Source organism: Corallococcus macrosporus, from assembly GCF_017302985.1.
Lineage (GTDB): Bacteria > Myxococcota > Myxococcia > Myxococcales > Myxococcaceae > Corallococcus > Corallococcus macrosporus_A.
The window spans coordinates 1-21,152 of sequence record NZ_JAFIMU010000008.1 but is presented as its reverse complement, the minus strand read 5'-3'; the positions used below and the strand labels follow the sequence as shown (position 1 = coordinate 21,152).

Below are 21,152 nucleotides of genomic sequence, written 5' to 3'. Positions count from 1 at the left end.
AGGCTAGAAGGTGAGGACGGACGTCACCTTGTCCGGCCCCAGCCGCTTCGCGCCCTCGAGGAAGTCGAGCGTGATGAGGAAGCTGTAGCCGACAATCTGGCCGCCCAGCCGGGTGACGAGCCGCCCCGTGGCGTCGGCGGTGCCTCCGGTGGCCAGCACGTCATCCACCACGAGCACGCGCTCGTCCTTGAGGATGGCGTCCTCGTGCATCTCCACGCCGTCCGCGCCGTACTCCAGCGAGTAGCGCTCCACGATGCACTTGTGGGGGAGCTTGCCCGGCTTGCGCGCCGGGACGAAGCCCGCCTCCAGCGCCAGCGCGATGGGGGCCCCCAGCAGGAAGCCGCGCGACTCCACGCCCACGACCTTGGTGATGTGCTGGCCCCGGAAGGGGGCGGCCATGGCGTTGACCACCCGGCCGAAGAGGCGGGGGTCGGCCAGCATGGGGGTGATGTCCTTGAAGACGATGCCGGGCTTGGGGAAGTCCGGCACGTCGCGCAGGACGGCCTGGAGGTCGGAGAGGAGCGTGGGGTCGAGGGACATGGGGTGGGGGCTCCGAAGGGGGACGGCGGCGTTTTTCAGCCCGGCGGTGGACGTCACCTGGGGGGACCTGGGACCCAAGCGTACCCGGCCCGGGTGACAGCCGGCCTGGCGGGCCCCTGGAGGGCGGGCCCCGGGGCCAACGGCCGGAGTACGGGCGGACTGGGACGGGACGGGGACATGGCGGACGTTGATGATCTCACAGCTTCGCGCCGCCGGACCGCATCGGCTGGCGGACGCCGTATTTTTTCCCGCGCGCGGGGATCCCCTCACTGTGTTAAGCGAGGCGGTTCCCCCCGACCAAGGAGTCTGGGGCCCTTGCAAGCCGTGCAAACCACCGCTGACACCCGAGACCCTCTCTCCCCCCAGGACGGACTCTGGCTCCGCGCCCTCAAGGCCGAGGTCCAGCCCGCCACGTTCAAGAAAGGCCGCGAGGTGGCTGAAGGCCGCCGCGTCTTCGGCCTCACGCGTGAACCCGAACGCATCCGCGCGCAGGTCGCGGGTCCGTCCGGCGAACGCTATGACGTGGCCCTGATACCGGGAGAGGGGAAAGTCGTTTCCTCCTGCACCTGCCCGGTGTGGAACACCACGGGCCCGCATTGCGAGCACGTGGTCGCCGTGGCACTCATCTACGCGGCCCGCTTCCGGCCGCCGCCTCCTCCACAGAAAGCCGCACCGCCGCCGCCACCGCCGGAGCCCGAGGACATGGCTCCGGACGACGAGGTGGAGATTCCCGGAGGCGCCGCGCCGGGAATGGACGGCGTCAGCCTGCCCGCGCTCGCCAAGGTGGAGAGCTGGCTGGGCCTGTCCTCGCTGCCCGACTACGAGTTCCTCTACCGGCTCACCCCGGCGAGCACCGGCGCGGGCGGCACCAACGGCCGCCACTGGGTCGTGGACGTGCGCCGTCAGGACGCCCAGACCAAGGGCCCCGTGCACGTGAAGCGCCTGCTCCAGGCGGGCAGCCGCATCGCGCCCGCGGACGAGCGCATCTTCATGGTGCTGTCGCGCCATGAGCACCGCTACGACTCGCGCATCGTCCTCTCCGACGAGGACCTGTGCGAGGTGCTGGAGCTCTTGCGCCAGCGCCGGGTCATCTACCGGGGCACGCCGCTGGTCTACATGGACCAGCCCGTGCGGCCGCAGATCCACCTGGAATCGCGTCCGGACGGCGCCACCGCGCAGATCGAGCTGCTGTTCCCGGACGGCGTGGGCTACCCGCTCAAGGACGTCATCGTGCTCGCGGGCCGGCGCACGTACGTCATCCAGGCGCAGAACCTCCACGCCGTGGAGCCGGACTTCCCGCCGCGCCTGCTGCGCAAGTGGCTGCTGGAGCCGACCATGGCGTTCCCGGCCGGCCAGCTGGACCGGGTGCTGACGTTCTTCGCCGCGCACCTGCCGCGCTTCCGCATGTCGCTGAAGGCGGACGACATCGAGGTCGACGAGGCGGTGGAGCCGCGCTTCGTCGTCACGCTGGAGGGCGCCGCCGAGCGCGTGAAGGTGCAACTGGCCGCACGCTACGGCCAGACGACGGTGGCGGTGTCCCCCACGGCCACGCACCTGGGCTACGCCAGCGGCGTGGGCGAGGACGCGCGCAAGCTGTACCGGCGCCGCGACGAGGTGGAGCGCGCCGCGGGCAAGCTGCTGCTGGACCTGGGCCTGCGCTTTGATCAGGCCGCGCAGGCCTTCGACGCGACGGGTGACGTGGCCCTGGAGTTCTGGGCGCGCGGCCTGGCCAGCCTCCCCGCGGAGTGGGAGCGCTACGGCGTGCAGGCGCCGAAGGTCCGGCTGCGCCCGAAGCTCAAGCCGCGCATCCGCGTGGGCATGAGCGGCGTGCAGTGGTTCGACCTGGACGCGGAGTTCGTCACCGACGACCAGGCCGTGGACCTGGGCGCCGTGCGCATGTGGCTGGACTCCGGCCGCAAGTTCATCCCGCTGAAGGACGGCTCCTTCGCGGAGGCGGACGTCGCGGAGATCAAGCGCGTGGCGGACCTCCTGGAGGAGGCCGGCGCCATGCCGGGCCGCACCCGCACGCGGCTGCCCCTGCACCAGGCGGTGGCCCTGGACCTGCTCGCGGACCTGGGCGAGTTCACCGAGGTGGAGGCCAAGGCCCGTCAGGCCATGCTCGCCCTGCGCGAGTCCTCCGGCGTGCCGAAGGTGGCCGTGCCGGAAGGACTCCAGGCCACGCTGCGCCACTACCAGGAGGCGGGCCTGTCCTGGCTCTGGTTCCTGCGGCGCCACGGGCTGTCCGGCATCCTCGCGGACGACATGGGTCTGGGAAAGACCATCCAGTCCCTGAGCCTCATGCAGAAGGTGGCCAACGACGAGGGCCGCAAGCCGTCCCTGGTGGTCGCGCCCACGAGCGTGCTCGCCAACTGGGAGCGCGAGGCCGAGCGCTTCACGCCGGGCCTCAAGGCCATGGTGTGGCACGGGCAGGACCGCCGCGAGCGCGCGGAGGACCTGAAGGACATGGACCTGGTGCTCACGTCGTACGCGCTGGTGCGCCGCGACCTGGAGCAGCTGTCCCAGGTGGGCTTCCGCTACGTCATCCTGGACGAGGCGCAGAACATCAAGAACGCGGACAGCGCCACCGCGCAGGCGTGCAAGTCGCTGCCCAGCGAGACGCGCCTCGCGCTCACCGGTACGCCGCTGGAGAACCGGCTGTCGGAGCTCTGGAGCATCTTCGACTTCCTCATGCCCGGGTTCCTGGGCAGCGCGGAAGGCTTCGGCGACCGCTACGAGCAGCCCATCCAGGTGGCCAACGACGCCACCGCGAAGGACCGGCTGCGACGGCGCATCCAGCCCTTCATCATGCGCCGCCTCAAGACGGAGGTGGCCAAGGACCTGCCGCCGAAGACGGAGAGCGTCGCGTGGTGCGAGATGGAGCCCGGCCAGGCCGCGCTCTACCGCGAGGTGCTGGAGGAGAGCCGCCGCAAGGTGCACGAGTCCATCGAGAAGGTGGGCTTCAAGAGGAGCCGCGTGTCCATCCTCGCGGCGCTCATGCGCCTGCGTCAGGTGTGCTGCGATCCACGCCTGCTCAAGATGCCTCCCGGCACGCTCCTGCCGTCGAGCGCGAAGCTCGAGCGCTTCATGGAGCTGGTGGACGACCTGGTGGCGGAAGGCCACCGCGCGCTCGTCTTCAGCCAGTTCACGGAGATGCTGGAGCTGTTGAAGCAGGAGGCCGACAAGCGCGGCCTGCGCTACCTCTACCTGGACGGCCGCACCAAGGACCGCATGGGCAAGGTGGACGAGTACAACCGCCCTGACGGTCCGCCGCTCTTCTTCATCAGCCTCAAGGCGGGCGGCACCGGCTTGAACCTCACCGCCGCGGACTACGTCATCCACTTCGACCCGTGGTGGAACCCCGCGGTGGAGGATCAGGCCACGGACCGTACGCACCGCATCGGTCAGACGCGCGCGGTCATCAGCTACAAGCTCATTACGCGCGGCACGGTGGAGGAGAAGATCCTCAGCCTCCAGCGCCGCAAGCGCGACCTCGCCGCCGGCGTGCTCGGCACGGACGGGGACGACATGGGCAGAAACCTCACCGAACAGGACATCCAGGAGCTGTTCACCGAAATCTGATGCGACCTGTGAGTGGGAGGAGGGTTGTGGCGCCAACAGGCCACGCCCTCCCACTCGCTCTCCCACCGTCCGCACGACCCGAACACCTGTGCAGTGTCAGCAAGACCTGCTAGGGTGTTCAGGTGTTGGGGCCGTCGTACGGACCGCGGAGGGCGCAGGTGCTGCTGGGTCTTCGGATTACGAACGTTGCGGTGATTGAGGAGGTGGAGGTCGCGTTCGGCGCGGGCCTCACCGTCCTCACGGGTGAGACGGGTGCCGGCAAGTCCATTCTCGTGGACGCGCTGGGCCTCCTGCTCGGGGGCAGGGCGGATGCGGACGTCATCCGTGCGGGCTGCGAGGACGCGGCGGTGGAGGGCGTGTTCGCCCGGACGCCGGTGCTGGCCTCGCGCCTGGAGGAACTGGGCCTCCCGGACCTGGGAGAAGAGGTGCTCGTGCGCCGCGTGCTCGGGCGCACCGGGCGCGGCAAGGTCTACGTCAACGGCGCGCTGGTGACGCTGGGCGTGCTGGGCAAACTCACCCGGGGCGCGGTGGACATCGCGGGCCAGCATGAGCACGTGAGCCTCTTCGACTCGGGCCTGCACCGGGTGCTGCTCGACAAGTACGGCGGCCTGGAGGAAGCGCTGGCCGCGTACGGCCGCGAGTGGGCGAACCTGCGCGAAGTGGACTCGCGCATGGACGCGCTGGGCGGCGACGACGCCAAGGTGCGCGAGCGCGCGGAGTTCCTGCGCTTCCAGCTGGACGAAATCACGCGCCTGGACCCGGAGTCCGGCGAGGACGTGAAGCTGGACGCGGAGCGCCGGCGGCTGGGCAGTGCGCAGAAGCTCAAGCGCCAGGGCGCGGAGGCGGAACTGCTGGTGTCCGGCGAAGCGCCGTCCGCGGTGGAGATCGTCGGGCGCGCGCTGGGCCTGGTGCACGAGGGCGTCAAGTGCGACGCGACGCTCGCGCCCGTGGCGCAGTCGCTCAGCACCGCGCTGTCGGAGCTGGAGGAGGCCGCGCGCCTGCTCAACCGCTACGTGGAGGGGCTGGAGTCCGACCCCGGGCGGCTGGGCGAGGTGGAGGAGCGGCTGGACGCGCTCAAGCGGCTGTGCCGCAAGCACGGCACGACGCTGGACGGCGTCCTCAAGAAGCGCGACGAGCTGGAGACGGAGCTGGGCACGCTGGAGAACCGGCGCGAAATCCTGGAGGAGCTGAACCAGGAGCGCAAGCGCGTGGAGGAGCGGGCGCGCAAGGCGGCGCTGTCGCTGTCGCGTTCGCGCAAGTCCTCCGCGGGGGCCTTCTCCCAGCAGGTGCGCGAGGGCCTGGGCGGCCTGGCCATGGGCAAGGCCGCCTTCGAGGTGCGCGTGACCGCCGGGGAGATGCTGAACCCGTACGGCCTGGACGAGGTGGAGTTCTTCTTCAGCGCCAACCCGGGTGAACCGGCGCGGCCCCTGGCCAAGGTGGCCTCGGGCGGTGAGGCGAGCCGGCTGCTGCTCGCGCTCAAGCGTGCACTGGCGGACAGCGACGCCTGCGGCTGCTACATCCTGGATGAGGCGGACGCCGGCGTCAGCGGCGCCATCGCGGACGTGGTGGGCCGGATGATTCGCGAGGTCAGCTCCCACCGTCAGGTGCTGTGCATCACGCACCTGCCCCAGGTGGCGGCGTACGCGGACGCGCACCTGCTCATCAAGAAGAGCGTGAAGGGCGAGCGCACCGTCTCCCAGGTGCTGCCGCTCGAGGCCGGCGCCGAGCGCACGCAGGAGCTGGCGCGCATGATGTCCGGCGTGGAGGTGACGCGCGAGGCGCTGGGCGCGGCGGAAGCCCTGGTGCGTTCGGCCCACCGGGCCACGCCCCGTGCACGCCGGGAATCCGGCCCGGAAGGCAATAGCCCCCGGGGTCGGCTCCGGCGGACGGCCTGAAATGGCGGCTCAAAAGGTAGGGGTGACCCAGGGGGAGGGGCATGACGCACCGCGAGTTTTCGAGCGCGTCCTTGCCCCCACTAATGGGCTCACATAGCATCCGGCGCGTGTCCAGCACCGCAGGGCAGACCGCGGCCCCCCGCCATAAAGTCATCTCCGCTGGCCTGACGGACGTCGGGCGCAAGCGCAATCACAACGAGGACAGCTTCCTCATTGACGATGAGCTCCAGCTCTACGTCGTGGCGGACGGCATGGGTGGGCACGCGGGTGGTGGAACCGCGTCGCGCATCGCCGTCGAGACCATCGACAAGGAGCTGCGGCGCGCGCGTGAAGGGCGGGACAACCCCTTCGTCAGCGTTCCCAACCTCCAGGATTCGCCCATTCCGGAAGCGCTCCGGGGCGCGGTGGAGAAGGCCTGTCAGGCCATCTACCTCACCGCCCAGGATGACGCGCGCCTGTCCGGCATGGGCACGACAGTCATCTCCCTGGTGGTCCGCGACGAGCACGCCTTCTTCGCCCACGTGGGCGACAGTCGCGCGTACCTCATCCGCGGGGACCTCATCCAACAGATCTCCGAGGACCACTCCCTGGTCAACGAGCAGATCAAGGCGGGGATGATCACACCGGAAGAGGCCAAACACTCCCGGTACAAGAACATCATCACCCGCTCCGTCGGCTTCGAGGAGGAGGTGCAGGTGGACGTCATGGGGCTCGTGTCCGAGCCCGGCGACGTGTTCCTGCTCTGCTCGGACGGCCTCGCGAACATGCTCGAGGATCGGGAGATCCACGACACCGTCGCGCGCTACCCGAGCCTGGATGAAGTGCCCAAGCACCTCATCGACCTGGCCAACGAGCGCGGCGGCGACGACAACATCAGCGTCATCGTCGTGCGCATGCAGGGCGGGTAGCAGGGCCCGGACTCGGGGCGCGATTGGGGCGTGCCCCGGAGTCTGTTGACCTTGACACTCTTCAAATGCGGATGATAGCTGCCCCAACCTTTCCACTTACTGAGAATCATCAGTGGGTGACAGGGCGGGAGGGGTGTCGGGTGGGGGAGGTGTTGCGAGCGCGGGGAGCGACTTAGCTTCTGGCGCCGGAAGTCCCACGTTGCGAAAGAGTTTCCCCAGGAGTGGTCCGTGGCCAAAAAGTCCTTCACGCTGATGGTCATCCCGGACCACGACGCTCCGGTGAAGCGCTACACCATCCAGCGCTCCTGGCTCGTTCAGGTGGGCATGGGCCTGATGCTGGTGGCGGGCCTGGGCGCCGGTGCGAGCATCCACTACCTCCAGGTGGCGGCGGACGCGTCGGAGAACCGCATCCTGCGCGAGGAGAACCTCACGCTGCGCTCGCAGCTGAAGTCGGTGCGTGAGCGCATCGAGCACATCGGTTCGACGCTGGACCGCGTGGAGCGTTTCGACCAGAAGCTGCGCGCGGTGACGCTGCTGTCGGACCCGCAGCGCAACCTGGCCATGGGCCCCACGGAGCCGGAGGCCGGCACCACGGCGCCCGCGACGGACACGCAGTTCACGCAGCTGACCACCACGGACACGCCCAAGATGATGCTGGGCCGCCTGGACCGGCTGTCCGCGGAGGCCACCCGCCAGGAGCTGAGCCTCCAGGACCTGCAGGCCTACTTCCAGGACCAGAAGTCGCTGTTGGCCTCCACGCCGTCGGTGTGGCCGGCGCGCGGCTGGGTGACCAGCGATTTCGGTCAGCGCCTGGACCCGTACACGGCGGACCGCGTGACGCACGCGGGCCTGGACATCGCGGCGCCGCACGGCAAGGAAGTCACCGCGCCGTCGGACGGCACGGTGGTGTTCGCGGGGCTGGAGGGCGGGTACGGCAACGTGCTCGTCATCGACCACGGCTACGGCATCAAGACGCGCTACGGCCACCTGTCCAAGATCCTCGTGAAGGCCGGGGACCGGGTGAAGCGCGGCTCCCCCATCGCGGCGGTGGGCAACACGGGCCGCTCCACCGGCCCGCACCTGCACTACGAGGTGCGCGTGAACGGCGTGCCGCAGAACCCGCGCAAGTTCATCCTCGAGGAGTAGTCGAGGGAGGCTTCAGGTTCCTTCCGGCTCCGGGAGGAACGCGTCCAGGCGCAGGCGCCGCCGCTGCAGGCCGTGCGTCCGCCCGGTGCGCTCCATGATGTAGGCCCGCTCCACCTCCGCCCACAGGAGCGGCCCCAGCACCTGCCAGTGCGACGGCTGGTGCACCGTCAGCTCCAGCAGCGCCACGGTGAAGCCCGGCACGTCGGTGTCCAGGGCACCCGGAGGCAGCGCGGGGCGCAGGTCCTCCGCCAGCCTCGCGCGCGTCCCTTGCGCGTTGTCCTCGCGCACGGTGAGCTGGGACGTGGGCAAGAGCAGCACCGCGAAGCCGTCCGGTTGGAAGCGCACGATGCGCGCGCCCGGGTACTGCGCGGCCAGCGACGCCACGGTGGCCTTCAAGAGCGCGTCCCCGGCGGGGAAGCCGAAGCGGGCGTTGAAGTGGATCATCTCCTTCACGTCCACCATCACCGCGCCCACGCGCCAGCCGTCGTGGTGCGCGTGCGTGGACAGGTCGAACTCCTCCTTGAGGAGCGTGCCCTGCGTGAGCGCCAGCACGTGCATGGCGCCGGTGGCGTCCGGCTGGCCCCGCCGGCGCTGCTCCGCGGCGATGAGCTCCTGGGCGGCGGCCTGCGGCGCCTCCTGGGCGTGCCCCGGGCGCGCGGCCCGGGGGTGGAGGGCGACGAGGGCGGTGGCGGTGGCGTCGTCGATTGCGTAGGGCATCGTGTCCGCGTGTGTAGCGCGGACCGGCTCCGGGCGCAGGAAAGCTTCTCCCCGCGCCCGCTCCGCTGCCCTCTAGCGCATGCGATGCGCCGTCACGGTCACCTCATCCCGGTCATGGTAGAGCTGGCGGACGGTGAGGCCCTCCCAGCCCCCGTCCTCCACGAGCGTCTGGCGGACGCGCAGGAGCAGCGGGTTCTTGTCCTTCATGGGCAGCTTGATGTTGGCCACCAGGTTGCGCGCCCAGCGGCGCCGGCCCCACTTGGCCAGCAGCTGCGCCACCTCCAGCGGCCGCCACGCCATGTCGCAGAAGAGCCAGTCCGCGGGCTCCTCCGGGGCGTAGGCGAAGGCGCTCTCCTGCACGTGCTGGACGCGGGGATTCCTGGCCAGCTCCGGCATCAGCTTCGCCGGGTCCACCGCCACCACCCGCGCCCCGCGCGCCACCAGCCGCTGCGTCCAGCCGCCCGGCGCCGCGCCCAGGTCCACGCAGACGTCGCCGCGCCCGGGTTCATGCGCCAGCCCGTCCAGCGCCTCCTCCAGCTTCATGGCCGCGCGGGAAGGGGACTCGCCCGCGCGCTTCATCCGCCGCCGCCCGCCCGGGGCCAGGGACAGGGCCTCGCGAGCGCTCACCGCGCCCAGCATCAGCACCCCGTCCGGCGCGACGCACAGGCCCACCAGCAGGGCCCCCGACTCGCGCGCCCGGTTGTCGTCCTCCAGCGCCCGTCCGGGGGGGAGCGCCGCGCGAACGGCCGCCTCCAGGGCCTCGGCGCGGCCCGCCTGCGTGTTGCCCTTCGCGCTGTCCGGCGTGTAGGCGCGCAGGAGCCAGGGCACGCGCGACGGCAGCCCGGACATGGAGCGCAGGATGTCCTCCACCGGCACCTGGGCCCCGCCCGGGGGCGCCCAGGTGGCGACGACCCGCTCCACCGCCCGGCCAAAGGCGGGGGGCACGTCCGGCCGCTGCTCGGACTCCAGCAGGGCAGGCCCCAGGAGGCGGGGACCGGCGCCCGCCCAGACCAGCTCCTCGAAGAGATGGGACTCGAACCCCTCCCGGCACGTCCACAGCCACCGGCCCGGCTGGGCCGCCAGCGTCTGTGCGGGCATGGGGGGCACCCGCGCCCGAGGTGGGATGCGCGGCGCTGGGGAAGCGATGGGGGCCGGGGCGCTGCGGCCGGAGCCACCGGCCCGGGGGGGAGGGGCGGGCTTGCCTCCGGCCTTGGCGCCCGCTTTGGCGCCCGCCGACTTGGGGCCGGGCCTGCCTGCGGTACGAGGACCGGGCTTCGGGCCTGCCTTGCCGTTAGAGGGAGGTCCCGGGCGCGAGGATTTGCCGGGACGGGAGGGGGCGCCTGGTCGGCGGGGGCCCGGGGAGGAGCGGCCGGAAGAAGTCTTCGCGGCGCGGGGACGGTGAATCTGCTTAGGGGACATTGCGTGGACTCGGTTCCGCTTTACTCTGGGCCACCGCGCGCCGGGCGGCCAGCCGAGAGGAAGTTTCGGGGGGCGCGCGTGGTTTTGGTCTGGTTCTCCCTTACATCTCCTGGGAATTCCCTTCACTCGCCGCGCTCCTTCGAGGATCCTCCGGCGAGAGAGCCAACATGATTGAATGGACGCTAAAGAAGCTCATCGGGACCAAGAATGAGCGCGAGCTCAAGAAAGCCCGCCTGAAGGTCGCCCGCATCAACGAACTGGAGGGCCGCATGAAGGCCCTCAAGGACGAGGACTTCGCGCGCGAAACCGCCCGGATGAAGCAGGAGATCGCGAACGGCAAGCCGCTCGACGACCTGTTGTTCGAGGCCTTCGCCCTCACCCGTGAAGCGGCGAGCCGGGTCATCGGCCAGCGCCACTACGACGTGCAGCTCATCGGCGGCATGTTCCTGCACGAGGGCTGCATCGCGGAGATGCGCACCGGTGAAGGCAAGACGCTCACCGCGACGCTGCCCTCGTACCTCAACGCCCTGTCCGGCCGCGGCGTGCACGTCGTCACCGTGAACGACTACCTCGCCCGTCGCGACGCGGAGTGGATGGGCCGGGTCTACAAGTTCCTGGGCATGACGACGGGCTGCGTGCTCCACGAGCTGTCCGACAAGCAGCGCCAGGAGGCGTACCGCTCGGACATCACGTACGGCCAGAACAACGAGTTCGGCTTCGACTACCTGCGCGACAACATGAAGTTCCGTCTGCAGGACTACGTCCAGCGCGAGCTCAACTACGCCATCGTCGACGAGGTGGACTCCATCCTCATCGACGAGGCCCGCACGCCGCTCATCATCTCCGGCCCCACCGAGGACAGCACCGACAAGTACTACCGGGTGGACCAGGTCATCCCGGGCCTCGTGCCGGACCAGGACTACACCCTGGATGAGAAGCACCGCTCGGTGGCCCTCACCGACGACGGCATCGACAAGCTCCAGAAGCGCCTCAACGTCGGCAACCTCTACGACCCGGGCGAGATCGAAACCCTCCACCACGTCGAGCAGGCCCTGCGCGCGCACACGCTCTACAAGCGCGACAAGGACTACGTGGTGAAGGACGGCGAGGTGCAGATCGTCGACGAGTTCACCGGCCGCCTCATGCAGGGCCGCCGCTGGTCCGACGGCCTCCACCAGGCCATCGAGGCCAAGGAGGGCGTGAAGATCGAAAACGAGAACCAGACGCTCGCCACGGTCTCGTTCCAGAACTACTTCCGCATGTACTCCAAGCTGTCCGGCATGACGGGCACCGCGGACACGGAAGCCGAAGAGTTCGCGAAGATCTACAACCTGGACGTGCGCGTCATCCCGACCAACCGTCCGCCGCAGCGCCGCGACGACCAGGACGTGGTCTACAAGACGGAGCGCGAGAAGTTCGAGGCCGTCGCCGCGCAGATTGAAGAGCTGCACAAGGCCGGTCAGCCGGTGCTCGTGGGCACGGTGTCCATCGCCAAGAGCGAGGTGGTGTCCAACTTCCTCAAGAAGCGCGGCGTGCCCCACAGCGTCCTCAACGCCAAGGCGCACCAGCGCGAGGCGGACATCGTCGCGCAGGCGGGCCGCAAGGGCGCGGTCACCATCTCCACCAACATGGCCGGCCGCGGCACGGACATCCTCCTGGGCGGCAACGCGGAGGTCATGACCAAGGGCCAGATGGGCCCGCCGCCGGAGCCGCCCGAGGCGGTGGACGGACAGCCCCTGGACCTCACCGGCTACCAGGCGGCGCTGGCGGACTACGAGAAGCGCTTCGCGGAGGTGAAGGCCAACAACGAGGAGCTCACCAAGCGCGAGCGTGAAGAGGTCATGGCCGCCGGCGGCCTCTTCATCATCGGCACCGAGCGCCACGAGTCCCGCCGCGTGGACAACCAGCTGCGTGGCCGCGCCGGCCGCCAGGGTGACCCGGGCGCCAGCCGCTTCTTCCTGTCCCTCGAAGACGACCTGATGCGCATCTTCGGGTCCGAGCGCATCCAGATGCTCATGGAGCGCCTGGGCATGGAGGAGGGCGAGGTCATCGAGCACGTGTGGCTCTCTCGCGCCATCGAGAGCGCGCAGAAGCGGGTCGAAGGCCACAACTTCGACATCCGCAAGAACCTGCTCGAGTACGACGACGTCATGAACCAGCAGCGGCGCACCATCTACAAGCTGCGCCGTCAGGTGCTCGCGTCGGGCGCGGGCATCCCCCTGGTGGAGTACGAGGAGGACCTCAAGACGCGCGTGAAGACGCGTTCCGAGCGCGTCATCTCCTGGGCGGACTTCCGGGAGATGGTGCTGGACGCGGTGGAGGACGTCGTCGTGTCCATGACGGACACCTACGCCCCCACGCGCAGCTCCGACACCTGGGACATCGCCTCGCTGTCCAACTCCGTGAAGGAGTCGCTGAACCTGGAGATGGCCTTCGAGGGCGTCGGCAACCGCGACGAGCTCCAGGAGCAGATCTACGCCGCGGCGGAGAAGGTCTTCACCGCCCGCGAGCAGGAGTTCGGCGAAGACTTCATGCGCTTCCTGCAGTACCGGTACCTGGCCACCATCGACCAGCTGTGGAAGGACCACCTGCTGGCCATGGACCACCTGCGCCAGGGCATCGGCCTGCGCGGCTACGGCCAGAAGGACCCGAAGCAGGAGTACAAGAAGGAAGGCTACACGGGCTTCATGCAGATGCTGGACGCCATCAAGACGCAGTTCGTCAGCCAGATGATGCGCGTGCAGGCCCGCTCCGCCTCCAGCGCGGCGGAGGAGACGGCCCGCATCCAGCGGCAGCTCGCCCAGCAGCAGAAGAAGGCCGTGGAGGGCCGCGCGGACGCCGAGGGGAAGATCGAGGAGGCCACCGCCACCCCGGTCGCCCAGCGCGAGGCCGCCGCGGCGCCCGCCCGCACGGTGGGCCGCAACGACCCCTGCCCCTGCGGCAGCGGCCGCAAGTACAAGAAGTGCCACGGCGCCAACGAAGCGAACCCGTAGTCGCTGACGGCACGCAGGCGCCCCTCCGGCGCGGTCGCCCTCCCCATCCACGGGGAGCGGGGGCCGCGCCGGTCGTCTTCCTGGAGGGCAGGGGAGCGGCCCTGGAGGGGTAGGACCCGGACGGACGGTGTGCCGAAGCTTGCGCCCCTCTCGAGCGTTCTGCTAAGGACGCCGCGCCCCGTTATGAAGAGGGGCCGGGCCGTACGCCCGAGGCAGTCCGCAGCACCCACTACTCACACGCGTGTCACCGGTCCCCGGTGCCCCTCCACGGTGGAAGGGCCAGGACTGGCAGCTGTCTTAAACGCGCGTGGCGGAACAACCGGAAGGTACACGCACCATGGATATCCAGCAGGATACGCAGACGCAGGCCCAGGCGATGGCCGCTGCCAGCGGCATCACGATGCGCCAGCTCCTCGAGGCGGGCGTCCACTTCGGCCACCAGACCAAGCGCTGGAACCCGAAGATGAAGCCCTACATCTTCGGCGCCCGCAACGGCATCTACATCATCGACCTGCAGAAGACCGTGACGATGGCCCGCGCGGCCTTCCGCTTCGTGGCGGACATCACGGCGCGCGGCGGGTCCGTGCTCTTCGTCGGCACCAAGAAGCAGGCCCAGGACGTCATCCACGAGGAGGCCGGCCGCGCCGGTCAGTTCTTCGTCACCAGCCGCTGGCTGGGTGGCACGCTGACGAACTTCAAGACCATCAAGCAGGGCATCGACCGTCTGAAGACCCTGGAGAAGATGGCCGAGGACGGCACCTTCGAGGTGCTGCCCAAGAAGGAAGTGGCCCAGCTCGAGCGTGAGCGCGAGAAGCTGGAGAAGAACCTGGGCGGCGTGAAGAACATGGCGAAGCTGCCCCGCTGCGTGTTCGTCATCGACCCGAAGAAGGAGCACATCGCCATCCACGAGGCCACCCGCCTGGGCATCCCGGTGATTGGTCTGGTGGACACCAACTGCGATCCGGACGGCATCGACTTCGTCATCCCGGGCAACGACGACGCCATCCGCTCCATCAAGCTCTTCACGTCGAAGATCGCCGACGCGTGCCTCGAGGGTGCGGCGCGCTACCGTGCGTCCGGCGCCGCCGAGCGCGACGAGCAGGAGGAGCGTGAGGGCCGTGACGACCGCCGTGGCGACCGTGACGACCGCCGGGGCCCGCGCCGTGGCGACCGCCGCGACCGCGATGACCGCCGGGGCGGTGGTGACCGTGGCGGCGAGCGCCGGGGTCCCCTCGTGGAGATGAAGGGTGGCGCGTCCGCCGCCCCCGCCTCCAGCGAGCAGGCGTCCGAGGGTGGCGAGGGCACGTCGGCGGAGTAACCGCCCGTCCTCTTCGCTTTCCCACGCAGCTTCCGGAGTCGGCCGGGCGGCACCTCTCAAGGCCCGCTGTCCGGCCGTCTCCGTTTTTCGTTCCAGCGTTTTTCCAGAAGGAAGAGATACGACATGGCTGAGATCACCGCCCAGATGGTGAAGGACCTCCGCGAGCGCACCAACGCGGGGATGATGGACTGCAAGAAGGCGCTGGCCGAGTCCGGTGGCGACTTCGAGAAGGCCGCGGAGTGGCTGCGCAAGAAGGGCATCTCCAAGGCCGAGGGCAAGGCCGGCCGCGTCGCCGCCGAAGGCATCGTGACCTCCTACATCCACGGCGGCCGCATCGGCGTCATCGTGGAGGTCAACTGCGAGACGGACTTCGTCGCTCGCAACCCGGACTTCCAGGACCTGGCGAAGGAAGTGGCCATGCAGATCGCCGCGGCCAACCCCAAGTTCGTCCGCCGCGAGGAAGTGCCCTCCGACGCGATGGACAAGGAGAAGGAGATCCAGCGCGAGCTGCTCAAGCAGCAGGGCAAGCCCGAGGCGATGCTGGAGAAGATCCTCGTGGGCAAGATGGAGAAGTACTACGAGGGCGTCTGCCTGGTGGACCAGCTCTGGGTGAAGGACGACAAGAAGAAGGTCGGCGAGATGATCAACGAGCGCGCCGCCAAGATTGGCGAGAAGGTCTCCGTGCGCCGCTTCGTCCGCTACGAGGTGGGTGAGGGCATCGAGAAGAAGAAGGACGACCTGGCCGCCGAAGTGGCCAAGACGCTGGGCCAGGCCTAAACCGCCTCCCGCCGTCCCGCTGTCCTCCAGGGCCGCGTGCCTGGGGCTCCTTCCCTGAACAGGGAGGGGCGCCGGGGGCGCGGCCCTTCGTCTTTCCGCCCGGCATTGGACGCTGCGGCGTGCGTCACGACTTCCGTCGTTGCTTGGGCGCGGGGCGGGGGATAGAAGCGGACGCGTATGTCCGAATCCACCTCTCCCTACAAGCGCATCCTCCTCAAACTGTCGGGCGAAGCCCTGATGGGCGAGGGGAAGTACGGCATCCACCCGCCCACCCTCACGCGCATCGCGGAGGAAGTGGCCGAGCTGTCGCGGACGGGGCTCGAAATCGCCCTCGTCATCGGCGGTGGCAACATCTTCCGCGGCGTCGCTGGCGCCACGGAGGGCATGGACCGCGCGAGCGCGGACTACATGGGCATGCTGGCCACCTGCATCAACTCCATGGCGCTGCAGGACGCGCTGGAGAAGCAGGGGCTGAAGACGCGCGTGCAGTCCGCCATCAAGATGGAGCAGATCGCCGAGCCCTACATCCGCCGGCGCGCGGTGCGCCACCTGGAGAAGGGCCGCGTCGTCATCTTCGCCGCGGGCACGGGCAACCCCTACTTCACCACCGACACGGCCGCGTCGCTGCGCGCGATGGAAATCAACGCGCAGGTCATCCTCAAGGCCACCAAGGTGGACGGCGTCTACAACGCGGACCCGAAGAAGGACCCGTCCGCGAAGCGCTACCGGACGCTGACGTACATGGACGTCCTCAAGCAGAACCTCAACGTGATGGACTCCACGGCCATCTCGCTGTGCATGGACAACAAGCTGCCCATCATCGTGTTCGACCTGGGCACGCGCGGGAACATCCAGCGCGCCGTCACGGGCCACGGCGAGTTCGGCACGGTTGTCGGCGCCGCCGAGACGGCCTGGGCCTGAAACCCCGAGCAGGACAGCGACTCACCCCATTTCTGGAGGAGACTCACAATGGCTGACGCCGCCGCGGAACTGAAGACCCGTATCGACAAGGCGCTGGACTCCCTCAAGCAGGACCTGTCCAAGGTGCGCACCGGCCGTGCCTCCACCGCCATCCTGGATGGCATCAAGGTGGACCAGTACGGCAGCCCCACGCCCCTGGCCGGCGTGGCCAGCATCAACGCGCCGGAGCCCCGGCTCATCACCATCAAGCCCTGGGACAAGAGCGTCCTGAAGGACATCGAGAAGGCCCTGCGCGAGGCCAACCTGGGCATCAACCCGATGAACGACGGCGAGATGATCCGCCTGCCCTTCCCGCCGCTCACCGAGGAGCGCCGCAAGGACATCGTGAAGCAGGTGAAGGCGCGGGGCGAGGAGTCCAAGGTCGCCATCCGCAACATCCGCCGCGACGCGAACGAGGCCCTCAAGGTTCAGCAGAAGGACAAGAAGATCACCGAGGACGACCTCAAGCGCCGCACGGAAGAGGTCCAGAAGGCGACCGACGCCGGCATCAAGAAGGTGGATGAGATGCTCGCGGCGAAGGAGCAGGAAGTGATGAAGGTCTGAGGCAGCCGCCTCACGCCGGGGGCTCGTGGCGAAGCGCCACGGGCCTCCTCAGGCCGAGTAGGTCAGCGCTTCGCCTGTGAGGTGCTGGACGACGCCAGCGACGAAGGCGAACAGCTCCAGCCCCTTGCCCTTGTCGTCCTTCCAGGTGCGCGAGGCGTCGTCGTAGCTGAAGTGGATGCCCTGGCCCTGGCCGGCCACCCAGACCTGCCAGACGGCGCGCTGGGTGTTGATGATGCACTTCTCACCGGACGCGGCCGTGAGCGTCACCTTGTCCCCGGTGGCCTCGGCTTCCAGCACGTCGGGGTCGAAGGTGTCCGCGGCCGCCAGGATGCGCTTGAACGCGGCGGCCACGAGGGAGCTGTAGCGGGCTTCGTCCATCATGGCCGCGCTCCCGGACGTCACTGGATGACGTCGAGGACCTGCTGACCGGGGGCGGCGTAGAACAGGAACTTCAGGTGCTGCGCCGGGGGGTTCTCCCCCTTCTCACCGGGCACCTGGTCTTCGGTGCTGGTGGGCGTCTCCGGCCACTCCATGGCGATGACCGTGCCCGGGTTCACCGGCTTGGGGAAGGACTGCATCCCCAGGAGGTGCGCCGCCAGCGCGCCCATGGAGGGCTGGTGGCCCACCAGGACGAGGTTCTCGTCGGAGTACTCCTTGAGCACGGGCTCCACCGCGCCCACCGGCATGTCCGGCAGCAGGCAGCGGTGCACGCGCAGGAGGCCTTCATGCTTCACGGAGTTGGAGAGGATCTGCGCCGTCTGCACCGTGCGCACCAGCGGGCTGGTGAGGATGAGGCTGATGGGCCCCATGCGCTCCGACAGCGACGCGAAATGCGCGGCGACATTCGTACGGGCCTTCGCGGTCAGCGCGCGCGCCTCGTCGCCGAGACCCTCGGGGATCTCCGCGTCCGCATCGCCGTGCCTTACCAGGAAAATCCTCAAAGTCCCTCCACCGCTCGCGACAGGACCGCGGTTCGTACATGACCGTGGCCCGGTTGGTCAAAGGTAATGAATCGATTGTTCAGTGCCCGGAACAGCCTGCCCGTGGAGGGCGTTCGGGAACCGCCGTTGGCGGGGCCAGCCGGAGCATACACTGGCCACCCACAGGCGGTTACGGGAGGTGGCATGCGCAAGTTGTTGGGGTGTCTGGCCGTCGTCCTGGCCCTGTCCGCGTGTCGCAAGGACGCGGCGGAGGGGCCGGAAGGGGCCAGCGGCACCGGGGAGACGGTCGCCCGCCTGGAGGGCGGGGAGGCCGGAGAGGACGCGGCGTCCGGTCCCTACACCGTGACGAAGGCCAAGCTGGATGCGTACGTGGGCTACCAGCGCAAGATGCTGGAGGTGTACGGGTCGCTGATGCGGGGCCTGCAGGACATGGGGCCGCTGATGGACGCGGGCACGCCCCAGGCGCTGGAGAAGGCGAAGGGCGGCCTGAAGCTCATCGAGCGCAAGGCGCAGGCGGAGGCCGACGCCCGCCAGGCGGCCGGGCTGTCCACGGAGGAGGTCAACCGCATCGCGGAGGTCGTCACCGCCGTCATCAGCCAGCGGCAGATGGGCCGGACGCTCCAGTACGAGGAGGAGCTCAAGAAGCTGGAGGCGCTCCAGTCCCGGATGCCGGAGGAGCAGCAGAAGGAGCTGGCGCCGCAGGTGGAGTCCATGCGGCGCCAGGTGGAGACCTTCCAGAAGCTCCCGGAGGCGCGCCGGGAGTTCGGCGACGCCAACGTGGACGTGGTGCTGACCCGCGAGGCCGACCTGACGAAGAACTATCAGGACATGCTCAAGGCCTTCGCGGGCGTGCGGCGGTAGCTACACGCGCTTGAGCTGCGGCGCCTTCTTCAGGAGCTGCGCGAGGAAGGTGTCGCCCATCTTCTCCAGCACCGTGTTGCCCCGCAGGCGCTGGTTCAGGTTGACGAAGTCCACGTGGTCCAGCCGCTGGTCCTGGTTGTAGCAGGAGAAGACCCACGTCTCCTTGCCGGTGAGCGGGTCCACGTGCCGCTGGAGGCACTGGGCGCAGATCTCCTTCATCATGCACTGCATGGGGGAGTTGATGGACCCGATGGCCTCGTGCTCCGGCTTGAGGAACGGCTGGAGCACGCCGTGCCGGGCCTCCGCCACCGCGCGCATCATCCGGTCCGAGCCGATGGCGATGATGCGGTCCACCTCGCTCAGCGAGATGACCGGCTTCACGCCCAGCGTCCCTTGCGCGTACGCCACCATGGCCTGCACCACGTTGCCCCGGAAGGCCGCGTCCTGCGGACGGCGCACGTCCAGCGTCTCGCCGGAGTCCACGGACCAGATGACCTGGTCGGTGCCGGCTTCAATCTCGTCCTGCTTGAACGAGTCCGACTTCAGCCGGTAGCCCGCGAAGTACACCACGCGGCAGCCCGCGGCCTTGAGCGAGCGCGCGATGGAGAAGAGCACCGCGTTGCCCAGGCCGCCGCCCACCAGCACCACCGTCTCGTTGTGGCCAATCTCCGTGGGCGCGCCCGTGGGGCCCATCAGCACGACGGGCTCGCCGGGCTTGAGCGCCGCGCACAGGCGCGAGGAGGAGCCCATCTCCAGCACGATGGTGCCCATCAGGCCCTTCTCCTTGTCCACCCACGCGCCCGTGAGGGCCAGGCCCTCCATGGTGAGGCGCACGCCGTCCACGAGCGGCGCGTTCCGCTCGAAGTTCTGGAGCCGGTAGAACTGGCCGGGGGAGAAGTGGCTCGCGGCGAAGGGCGCGCGCACCACCACCTCCACGATGGTCGGCGTGAGCCGGTTCACCGCGACGACGGTGGCGAGGAACGCCTCGTCCAGCTTCGCGAAGTGGGCGGCGCGCTTCGACTCGCGCGCCTCCTGCGCGGCCGTGTCGCTGAAGTCCATGGCGGCCACTTCCTTCGCGAACAGGCGCGCCACCTGCGGATGGCCGTCCTTCGCGCTGGCCATGGCCTTCACCACGTTGCCCGCGTAGGTCGGGTGGTTGTCGCCGTAGAAGGACACGAAGCGGCCGTCCTGCTGGTAGGACGTGAAGAAGCCCACCTTCGCCTCGGGGTCCTCGGCGGCCTCCACCGGCTGGAGCTTGAACCCGCTGCCGTCCTCCACCAGCTCGTGGCCCTGGAAGTACTCCTTGGCCTCGTCCAGCTGGAAGGTGCCCGGGTACTCCTTCTCGTAGGTGACGTTGGGGGACGTGCCCGCGGCCACGCACACCGTCTTCGCCGGCAGCTCGAAGAACTGGCCGCTGCCCTTGAGCTTGCCGTCCACCGTGACCATGCGCTCGAAGCGGATGGCGCGCACCGCGCCGGTGTCGTCCTGCAGCGCCTCCGTGGGGCTCATCCGTTCAATGAAGCGGATGCCCTCCTCCAGCGCCTTGGAGACCTCCTCGTGGTTGAGGCGGTAGGCGGGGGACTCGGTGAGGCCGCGGCGGTACACCAGGCTCACGCCGCCCCATGAACGCACCAGGTGGATGAAGTCCGGCGAGCGGCCTTCCGCCTGGGCCTTCTGGCGCTCCGCGCGCACGGCGCGGCCGTGCTCCAGGAACGTGTGGTAGGTGGCGCGCTCCTCGGCGTCCAGGCGCGCGAGGACGGCCGCTTCACCCAGGTCCGCCACCAGCTTCTCGTGGCGCTCCAGCGTCTTCTCCACCTGCACCGGGTAGTACGCCATCAGCTCCGTGGCGGTGTCGATGCCGGTGAGGCCGCCGCCGATGACGATGGCGGGCAGCTGCACCTGGAGGTTCGCCAGCGAGTCGCGCTTGAAGGCGCCCGTGAGCTGCAGCGCCATCAGGAAGTCGGACGCCTTGCGGATGCCCCGGATGAGGTTGTTCTTCATCCCGATGATGGTGGGGCGGCCCGCGCCCGCGGCGATGGCCACGTGGTCGAAGCCCAGCGCCCACGCGTCCTCCACCGTCAGCGTGCCGCCGAAGCGGATGCCGCCGTAGATGCGCAGGCCTTCCCGGCGCGCGAGCGTCAGGTGGATGAGCGTGAGGAAGTTCTTGTCCCAGCGCACGGTGATTCCGTACTCGGACACGCCGCCGAAGCCCTCCAGCACGCGCTCGTCCAGTTCGCGCGTGAGCTCGCGCCAGTCGCGGATGGGCTGGAGCGTGTGGCCGTTGCGGCCCACCAGTTCGTCCGGGAACGGTTCAATCTTGAGGCCGTCCACGCCGGTGACGGCGAAGCCCTCGTTGAGCAGGTAGTGCGACAGCGTGTAGCCGGCGGGGCCCAGGCCCACCACCATCACGTTGCGGCCCACGTAGGGCAGGGCGTACGGGCGGCGGATGTTGAGCGGGTTCCAGCGCGTGAGCAGGCCGTAGATTTCAAAGCCCCACGGCAGGTCCAGCACGTCGGTGAGCGTGGCCGTCTCCG

At 69.4% G+C, this 21,152-nt stretch carries 16 protein-coding genes; 10 read left to right on the top strand and 6 right to left on the bottom strand.

All coding sequences use genetic code 11. The features are described from left to right. Positions 1-3: 3 nt before the first annotated feature. Positions 4-540, bottom strand: a complete 537-nt coding sequence (locus JYK02_RS26945; protein ID WP_207055394.1) for an adenine phosphoribosyltransferase — start codon at positions 538-540, stop codon at positions 4-6. A 315-nt stretch (positions 541-855) separates the two neighbouring features. Between JYK02_RS26945 and JYK02_RS26940 the strand changes: the two genes are divergently transcribed. The 4 genes from JYK02_RS26940 (at position 856) to JYK02_RS26925 (ending at position 8,068) form a co-directional block, all read left to right on the top strand. After that, a complete protein-coding gene (locus JYK02_RS26940; RefSeq protein ID WP_242589267.1) occupies positions 856-4,119 on the top strand; it encodes an SNF2-related protein in 3,264 nt (1,087 codons plus the stop codon). 158 nt (positions 4,120-4,277) lie between these two features. After that, complete coding sequence (gene recN / locus JYK02_RS26935; protein WP_207055392.1) at positions 4,278-6,014, top strand: DNA repair protein RecN; 1,737 nt, start codon at positions 4,278-4,280, stop codon at positions 6,012-6,014. Between the two features lie 107 nt (positions 6,015-6,121). Then, on the top strand, positions 6,122-6,922 hold the full coding sequence (locus tag JYK02_RS26930; RefSeq protein ID WP_171419838.1) for a Stp1/IreP family PP2C-type Ser/Thr phosphatase: 801 nt from the start codon (positions 6,122-6,124) through the stop codon (positions 6,920-6,922). A gap of 228 nt (positions 6,923-7,150) precedes the next feature. Beyond that, positions 7,151-8,068, top strand: a complete 918-nt coding sequence (locus tag JYK02_RS26925) for a peptidoglycan DD-metalloendopeptidase family protein (protein WP_207055390.1) — start codon at positions 7,151-7,153, stop codon at positions 8,066-8,068. A 12-nt stretch (positions 8,069-8,080) separates the two neighbouring features. Here JYK02_RS26925 and JYK02_RS26920 read toward each other — a convergent pair whose 3' ends face one another. Both JYK02_RS26920 and rlmM read right to left on the bottom strand, forming a co-directional pair. Beyond that, positions 8,081-8,785 carry a diguanylate cyclase gene (locus JYK02_RS26920; protein WP_207055389.1) on the bottom strand — a complete coding sequence of 235 codons (705 nt, stop codon included), beginning with the start codon at positions 8,783-8,785 and terminating at the stop codon, positions 8,081-8,083. A 72-nt stretch (positions 8,786-8,857) separates the two neighbouring features. After that, complete coding sequence (gene rlmM, locus JYK02_RS26915; protein ID WP_207055384.1) at positions 8,858-9,883, bottom strand: 23S rRNA (cytidine(2498)-2'-O)-methyltransferase RlmM; 1,026 nt, start codon at positions 9,881-9,883, stop codon at positions 8,858-8,860. Between the two features lie 488 nt (positions 9,884-10,371). On the opposite strand from rlmM, the gene secA reads away from it, so the two are divergent. The 5 genes from secA (at position 10,372) to frr (ending at position 16,816) form a co-directional block, all read left to right on the top strand. Next, positions 10,372-13,197, top strand: coding sequence for a preprotein translocase subunit SecA (gene secA, locus JYK02_RS26910; protein ID WP_207055382.1), 2,826 nt, complete (start codon positions 10,372-10,374; stop codon positions 13,195-13,197). A 337-nt stretch (positions 13,198-13,534) separates the two neighbouring features. Next, entirely contained in the window at positions 13,535-14,515 is a 981-nt protein-coding gene (rpsB, locus tag JYK02_RS26905) for a 30S ribosomal protein S2 (RefSeq protein ID WP_207055381.1), read from the top strand. A gap of 123 nt (positions 14,516-14,638) precedes the next feature. Continuing rightward, entirely contained in the window at positions 14,639-15,292 is a 654-nt protein-coding gene (gene tsf / locus JYK02_RS26900; RefSeq protein WP_207055380.1) for a translation elongation factor Ts, read from the top strand. Positions 15,293-15,469: 177 nt separating this feature from the next. After that, positions 15,470-16,213, top strand: a complete 744-nt coding sequence (gene pyrH / locus JYK02_RS26895) for a UMP kinase (RefSeq protein ID WP_207055379.1) — start codon at positions 15,470-15,472, stop codon at positions 16,211-16,213. A gap of 48 nt (positions 16,214-16,261) precedes the next feature. Next, positions 16,262-16,816, top strand: coding sequence for a ribosome recycling factor (frr, locus tag JYK02_RS26890; RefSeq protein ID WP_207055378.1), 555 nt, complete (start codon positions 16,262-16,264; stop codon positions 16,814-16,816). 48 nt (positions 16,817-16,864) lie between these two features. On the opposite strand, the gene cyaY is transcribed toward frr, so the two are convergent. Next, entirely contained in the window at positions 16,865-17,197 is a 333-nt protein-coding gene (gene cyaY, locus JYK02_RS26885; protein WP_207055377.1) for an iron donor protein CyaY, read from the bottom strand. A gap of 17 nt (positions 17,198-17,214) precedes the next feature. Beyond that, positions 17,215-17,757, bottom strand: coding sequence for a SixA phosphatase family protein (locus tag JYK02_RS26880; protein WP_120527339.1), 543 nt, complete (start codon positions 17,755-17,757; stop codon positions 17,215-17,217). Between the two features lie 183 nt (positions 17,758-17,940). On the opposite strand from JYK02_RS26880, the gene JYK02_RS26875 reads away from it, so the two are divergent. Further along, positions 17,941-18,618 (top strand): hypothetical protein, encoded by a 678-nt coding sequence (locus JYK02_RS26875; protein ID WP_207055376.1) that lies wholly within the window; start codon positions 17,941-17,943, stop codon positions 18,616-18,618. On the opposite strand, the gene JYK02_RS26870 is transcribed toward JYK02_RS26875, so the two are convergent. Next, on the bottom strand, positions 18,619-21,152 hold a 2,534-nt coding region (locus JYK02_RS26870; protein ID WP_207055374.1), incomplete at its 5' end, for an FAD-dependent oxidoreductase.

Excerpts from the sequence above, each read along its gene's own strand:
- cyaY (WP_207055377.1), bottom strand. The coding sequence starts at position 17,197 with ATGATGGACGAAGCCCGCTACAGCTCCCTCGTGGCCGCCGCGTTCAAG.
- JYK02_RS26920 (WP_207055389.1), bottom strand. The coding sequence starts at position 8,785 with ATGCCCTACGCAATCGACGACGCCACCGCCACCGCCCTCGTCGCCCTC.
- JYK02_RS26945 (WP_207055394.1), bottom strand. The coding sequence starts at position 540 with ATGTCCCTCGACCCCACGCTCCTCTCCGACCTCCAGGCCGTCCTGCGC.
- tsf (WP_207055380.1), top strand. The coding sequence starts at position 14,639 with ATGGCTGAGATCACCGCCCAGATGGTGAAGGACCTCCGCGAGCGCACC.
- JYK02_RS26875 (WP_207055376.1), top strand. The coding sequence starts at position 17,941 with ATGCGCAAGTTGTTGGGGTGTCTGGCCGTCGTCCTGGCCCTGTCCGCG.
- pyrH (WP_207055379.1), top strand. The coding sequence starts at position 15,470 with ATGTCCGAATCCACCTCTCCCTACAAGCGCATCCTCCTCAAACTGTCG.
- rpsB (WP_207055381.1), top strand. The coding sequence starts at position 13,535 with ATGGATATCCAGCAGGATACGCAGACGCAGGCCCAGGCGATGGCCGCT.
- rlmM (WP_207055384.1), bottom strand. The coding sequence starts at position 9,883 with ATGCCCGCACAGACGCTGGCGGCCCAGCCGGGCCGGTGGCTGTGGACG.
- secA (WP_207055382.1), top strand. The coding sequence starts at position 10,372 with ATGATTGAATGGACGCTAAAGAAGCTCATCGGGACCAAGAATGAGCGC.
- frr (WP_207055378.1), top strand. The coding sequence starts at position 16,262 with ATGGCTGACGCCGCCGCGGAACTGAAGACCCGTATCGACAAGGCGCTG.